6 protein-coding genes are annotated in these 5,780 nt (G+C 49.0%); 2 read left to right on the top strand and 4 right to left on the bottom strand.

The window, feature by feature from the left end:
* Positions 1–296 precede the first annotated feature (296 nt).
* Together G499_RS18205 and G499_RS0100525 are read left to right on the top strand one after the other, a co-directional pair.
* Positions 297–782, top strand: coding sequence for a CBS domain-containing protein (locus G499_RS18205; protein ID WP_051295795.1), 486 nt, complete (start codon positions 297–299; stop codon positions 780–782).
* 159 nt (positions 783–941) lie between these two features.
* Complete coding sequence (locus G499_RS0100525) at positions 942–2,360, top strand: RtcB family protein (protein ID WP_026998320.1); 1,419 nt, start codon at positions 942–944, stop codon at positions 2,358–2,360.
* Between the two features lie 77 nt (positions 2,361–2,437).
* On the opposite strand, the gene floA is transcribed toward G499_RS0100525, so the two are convergent.
* The 4 genes from floA to G499_RS18190 all read right to left on the bottom strand — a co-directional run.
* The gene (floA, locus tag G499_RS0100520) at positions 2,438–3,427 is read right to left on the bottom strand and encodes a flotillin-like protein FloA (protein WP_026998319.1); all 990 of its coding nucleotides are present in this window, start codon (positions 3,425–3,427) and stop codon (positions 2,438–2,440) included.
* A 147-nt stretch (positions 3,428–3,574) separates the two neighbouring features.
* On the bottom strand, positions 3,575–4,180 hold the full coding sequence (locus G499_RS18200) for an MBT domain-containing protein (RefSeq protein WP_154658260.1): 606 nt from the start codon (positions 4,178–4,180) through the stop codon (positions 3,575–3,577).
* 194 nt (positions 4,181–4,374) lie between these two features.
* Positions 4,375–5,259, bottom strand: a complete 885-nt coding sequence (locus G499_RS22450; RefSeq protein WP_081413578.1) for a YfiT family bacillithiol transferase — start codon at positions 5,257–5,259, stop codon at positions 4,375–4,377.
* A gap of 34 nt (positions 5,260–5,293) precedes the next feature.
* On the bottom strand, positions 5,294–5,780 hold a 487-nt coding region (locus tag G499_RS18190; RefSeq protein WP_035726169.1), incomplete at its 5' end, for an Rpn family recombination-promoting nuclease/putative transposase.

Below are 5,780 nucleotides of genomic sequence, written 5' to 3'. Positions count from 1 at the left end.
CCCCGTTTTTTTTGCCCAAAAACCCTAAACCACTGACTGTCAAGAAGAAAATTGTTGAACACAGACCAAAAACCCCAACATAGGATGTGTTCACACTGCCAGAAGGGCGCGCTACCAAAGGATGCGTATTGAGGTGTGGTTGTAGCCTGATTGACATTATACACACTTTAGCACGCAACATTGTCTTGATTCAGGCTTATTCAGTATCACAAAAACAAGATATAATTTGGTTTATCCGATTTTTATCCATATATTTAACACTAGACTAATCACTATTACTACTAAACCCCATTGTTATGAACACATTTGCAGTAAAAAATCCTGAGCAAGTCGGGTATCATATGGCTACCAAGTTAATCATGTTTCATCCAGAACAGCCTATTTATGAGGTGATGAAGTCGCTGTTGAAGCACAAAATTTCGGGCGCGCCAGTAATCAATTCGGCACACGAGCTGGTGGGGGTGATTTCGGAGAAGGACTGTTTGCGTGTGGTTACGGACAGTGTATACCATAACTTACCCGCCGGACGGGTGCAAGACTATATGACTCAGGACAATATCTTGATATTAAGCCCTCAGACGAGTATTATAGAAGCGGCACAGTTGTTTCTGCGAACCCATGTTCGGCGATTTCCGGTAGTGGACAAAGGTAAGGTTGTTGGGGTGATTTCGCGTAGCGACATCCTAAGGGCAGCCCAAGGTTGGAAAAGTAACGCTTGGTCTGACTGGAAACTGGCCTCTGACGCCAACGCCAATAGCTGGTTTAATATTCATAGTACTTGAGTTCTTTTGAACTAGGCCTCCGTGCCGTTTTGCCTTTGCCCTTTCAGGTACTAAATGTGTCTGAAGGGGTTTGTATAATATATCGTTTGCTCTCCCCCCAACCTCTCCCCTACTTTTTGCGTATATTTGGGTTTTGAAGATTGCCTAAATTGCTACCCTATGTATACAGGAGATGATTTATTGGCTTTGGGCTACCGCCCGGACAAGTGGTTTAAGGAGGCTTTGCGGCATATCAACCGAGAGGGGCTTCAGGGTGAGGTCTTGATGCAGTATCTGGCTTCGGTAGCCCCCCGAACGGTGGAGATGCGCGAGGAGCCGCTGCCTTTTTATCAAAATATCCGTGCCGAAACACCGGAAGAGCAGGCCAATGTAGACAGCGTACTGACGACGATGGCGGCCTTGATGCGTACGCCTACACTGGTGGCGGGAGCCGTAATGCCGGATGCCTGCCCTACAGGGGGCATCGGGCAGATTCCGGTGGGTGGGGTAGCGGTGGCCAAAAATGCCATCCACCCGGCTATGCACAGCGCTGATATTTGTTGTTCGGTGATGATGACCAACCTAGGGCAGGCCGACCCACAACAGGTGCTGAACGCAGCACTTTCGGTAACGCATTTTGGTGGCGGCGGACGTGAGCGCTTTTCGGAGCTGCCCAAGGGTTTGCAGGAAGAAATGGGCTACAACCGCTTTTTGCAGACGGAGCGCAGTATGGCCTTTGCCCGGCAGCATCTGGGAACGCAAGGCGATGGCAACCACTTTTTGTTTGTGGGGCGCTCAGAGCAGACCGGCGAGACGGTGATGGTGACACACCACGGCAGCCGTGGGCTAGGGGCGTACCTCTACAGCCAGGGGATGAAGGTGGCTGAAGGATTCAGGAAGCAGATAGCCCCCCGCGCTTTGGAGAAAAACGCGTGGATTCCTTATGATACCGACGAAGGTCGAGACTACTGGGAGGCGCTTCAGCTGGTGCGGGCTTGGACGAAGCTCAACCATACCGTCATCCACGAGGCGACGGCACAAAAGCTGCGCCTAGAGCCCTTGTTGCGCTTCTGGAATGAGCATAATTTTGTGTTTCGAGAGGGTGATTTGTTTTACCACGCCAAGGGGGCTACCCCCCTAGACGATAAGTTTGTGCCCGACTCGTATGAGGGGCTGCGCTTGGTGCCACTCAATATGCGGGAGCCTGTGCTGGTGGTGCGCGGCGAAACGAGCGAGACCAATCTTGGATTTGCCCCTCACGGAGCGGGGCGCAATGTCAGCCGTAGCCAACACATCCGCAGTTTGGGTCACAAGACTCACCAAGAGGTGTTTGCAGAAGAAACCCAAGGGCTGGATGTGCGCTTTTATTCGGGTAATATCGATATTTCGGAGCTGCCCAGTGCCTACAAAAACGCTCAAACGGTACAGGCACAGATGCAGGAGTTTGGCCTTGGGGAGGTGTTAGACCGTATTTTGCCCTATGGCTGTATTATGGCCGGAGATTGGGAAAAAGACGCGCCTTGGCGTAAGAAAAGGCAGGCCAAACAGGCTCAAAACACCAAACAGGGGAAATTAGGGAAGGAGAGGAAAAGAAAATAACAAAACCTGAACCTGACAGGTTATGCTAACTTGTCAGGTCTAATCGCCTTCAGGCGTTGAAGGTGTACAGCTGCGCTTTACTCTTGCCCGCCTGTCTGTGGTGGGGGCAGCTCTCCGCCTATACTCTTGCGCATTTGGGTATCTGCTTCGATGTTTTGGAGGCGGTAATAATCCATTACTCCTATCTTGCCGGTGCGCAGCGCTTCGGCAAAGGCTTTGGGGATTTCGGCCTCCGACTCAATCACGAGGGCGCGAGCCTGTTGTGCTCGGGCACGCATTTCTTGCTCTTCGGCTACAGCCATTGCACGGCGTTTTTCGGCATTGGCATTGGCCACCTTGAGATCGGCGGCGGCTTGCTCTATTTGGAGTTTGGCTCCTACGTTTTCGCCGATGTCGATGTCAGCAATATCGATAGAAAGGATTTCGAAGGCCGTTCCGGCATCAAGTCCTTTTTGCAAGACCAGCTGGGAAATAACATCAGGGTTTTCGAGTACGTGCTTGTGGCTTTGCGAGGAGCCGATAGAGGTAACTACGCCCTCCCCTACACGTGCTACGATAGTTTCTTCACCGGCTCCCCCTACGAGGCGGCCTATATTGGCCCTTACGGTTACCCGTGCCTTGGCAATCAATTGAATGCCATCGTGTGCGACTGCGGCGATAGGGGGCGTATTGATCACCTTCGGGTTTACAGAAAACTGTACGGCTTCAAAGACATTACGTCCGGCTAGATCAATGGCTGTGGCTTGGTTAAAGGTAAGCTGGATATTGGCTTTATCCGCAGAGATAAGCGCTTTGATTACCAAGGGCACATTGCCACCGGCCAAGAAGTGTGTTTCTAGCTCGCGAGTAGAAAGCTGTAAGCCTGCCTTAGTAGCTGTAATGAGCGACTCTACGATGATTCGGGGAGGAACACGGCGGATGCGCATAAACACCAGCTCAAACAATCCGACACGCACCCCTGAAAAAACAGCTGTAATCCAAAGGTTTACGGGCACATAGTATAAGAAAGTAAAGAAGCCTATAATGGCCGCAAAAATAATAATGACGACAATAGCTTGTTCTGGCATACCGCTTTTGAGGGTTTAGGTGGGTGATAAAAAAATCAACACATATAGAGGTGTATGCAATATGCTTAGTTTTTTCGGAATTGGCAACGAATTGGACAAAAGATTTAGCATAGTAATAGCGCCTAGGCGGCTATGTTGGCTTTTTTACTACTTGAGACTGATATTTAGCTCATAGTCTCCTTCTACAACATCTTTTGCTCCTGCTACTCCTATCAGCACTCTGTAAGGGTTATTGATGGCGTTGAGTCGGATAGTATGCTCTCCAGCAGATTTTTGGAAGTTTTTGGGTGGCTTGGCCGCGCTCCATGCTTCGTAACCAGCTTCACAACTCACACAACTGCCTACATCTGGAGGTAGGGTTTTGCCATCAAAGCCGGAGTAGGCATATACATTAATGCGTTTGCCTGTGAGGGGTTTGATGGTAATAAAAATCTCTGAGCGGGCTGGCAAGTCTACCCAATAAAATACGTGATTGCCCTCAAACTCTACAAACCGTGTGGCCGGAAAGCAGGCCATACTACTTAGTGCTGCCCAAGCTAAGGGCAGGGTTTTTCCAGTATTAAGATTGCCTCGTCGCACGCTGGTCTTGCCACGCTCGACAGCAATATAATCGACACCTTCCAGCGCTGCGCTCCCAACAGCCCGCAAGCGCTTACTACCAAAAGGAATGGTTTCATTGTAAGCGGCACTATAGCCATCATAACTAATCATATATCCCTCATTACGCACTTCTTGGACAGTCCCTGCATACATTGGCTATCTTTCTCATAGAAAATTTCGATGCGCTGCCCACTCTTAAACTGTGGGGTGGTTTGCGCTTGTAACGTGCAGTTAATGACTCCTAAAAAAGCATAAATTATGTATTTCATCGTGCTGTTGGTTTGTTAGATGCGGTTACACTTATGAATGATAACGTAAAAACAAACCAAAAAGGTTAAACTAAAGGCTCAAACCTCCTCTATCACAGAATGGCCACTGCTTTGGTCTCCATTAGTCCACTGCCAATTTTCATACAAACGAATTTTGCCATTGGGCAGGCGCTCCGGTGTTGATTGGCAACGCCCTGTACGGAGCTGTTTTTGGGTGTTTAGATGTTGGTAGTGCATCTGAATCACCCCTGCCTCATCTACTGTGCCGATGAGTTGTCCTTCGAGAATGCCGCCTCCGGCATACTGTGCTGTAACAATACTGCCTTGTTGTCGATAATGAAAAATGGTTTGACTCGAAACCTCTCCATTGTCCGTATTGCTGCGGCTTTGAAAGGTTTTGAGATGATAATCGAATGCAAGTTCAAGCCGTAATTCGGGCTGGCCAAGTGCAAGTCGGATGTGTGCCAAATGGTGGCGCGAGTGCCAATCGTATAGCGCTAATATCTCGTCAAGGGTGTATTGACGTTGGTTTTCGGGATGGAAATAGTTTTTTTGAAAATCCTCTTGGTTCATTGCTTCCAACAAAATCACCCATCGCTGATGGATGCCTGAAAGCATCTCCAGCGCGGGGGTGATGTTGTCGTTCTGACTATCAGCCAAGACAGCCCAAGCCTGCTCTTGATATGGTTTGACGGTAGGGTTGGCTTCTGTAAGTGCTAACTTGAAGCGAGAAAGCGCTTGTGCGTGGGAGTCGGCACAGTGATTGACAACCTGCCTTACTGTCCACCCTCCTGGGCGGTAGGGTACTTGGAGTTGGGCTGAGGAAAGACCTGTGGTCAGGCTGCGGACTTGCCCCGGAAAAAGTCGTAAGGTTTGAATGTACTGTGTGCGTGTAATGCTGTCGATATGTGTGGGTGGCTCAAACCGTCCGATGGGGTATTGTAAGCTTTCGAGGTTGGTCATCAGTTTAGCAGTTCTATGGGGTTGATAGGTGTTGTTAGATCAGGCCTTGGGCTTTCATCTCTTGCCTTAGTTGTTCGATACTGGCAAGGGGTAGGTTGGTTAGTTCCTGAATGATTTCATTGTCATAACCCTTCAAGATACACTGTCTAGCGACCTCGGCTTTTCCTTCAGCTTTTCCTTCAGCTTTTCCTTTGGCTCTTCCTTTTTCCTCAGCAGTGGAGAGTACGGCAAACCAGTCGTTACGTTCTTTTTGGCTTTGTTCGTAGAGCATACGTTCTTCTTTGTTGTATTTGGCAATTTCACATTCTTCAAAAACCTTGAGCAAAACCGCCTCTTGGATATTGACGGGTACGTTTTCGAGGCGGTGCATATTTTTCAAAACAAAGAGCCACTTGTCTAAGTTTCCTTGGAGCTCAGAGGCAGCTTTGGTAAATTTAGGCATTTCCAAGTAGACAAAGCGCAGCTTGTCATAAAACTCTTCCTTGGTTTCCGAATCGCGGAGCGAAACATAGGAAATGACC

Origin of the sequence: Eisenibacter elegans DSM 3317 (assembly GCF_000430505.1) — a bacterium.
GTDB classification, from domain to species: domain Bacteria; phylum Bacteroidota; class Bacteroidia; order Cytophagales; family Microscillaceae; genus Eisenibacter; species Eisenibacter elegans.
The sequence above is the reverse complement of the archived record's forward strand: the minus strand, read 5'-3'. Positions and strand labels throughout refer to the sequence as shown.

Bases quoted from the DNA above. Each gene is read 5' to 3' on its own strand.
- G499_RS18205 (WP_051295795.1), top strand. From the start codon at position 297: ATGAACACATTTGCAGTAAAAAATCCTGAGCAAGTCGGGTATCATATG.
- G499_RS0100525 (WP_026998320.1), top strand. From the start codon at position 942: ATGTATACAGGAGATGATTTATTGGCTTTGGGCTACCGCCCGGACAAG.
- floA (WP_026998319.1), bottom strand. From the start codon at position 3,427: ATGCCAGAACAAGCTATTGTCGTCATTATTATTTTTGCGGCCATTATA.
- G499_RS18200 (WP_154658260.1), bottom strand. From the start codon at position 4,180: ATGTATGCAGGGACTGTCCAAGAAGTGCGTAATGAGGGATATATGATT.
- G499_RS22450 (WP_081413578.1), bottom strand. From the start codon at position 5,259: ATGACCAACCTCGAAAGCTTACAATACCCCATCGGACGGTTTGAGCCA.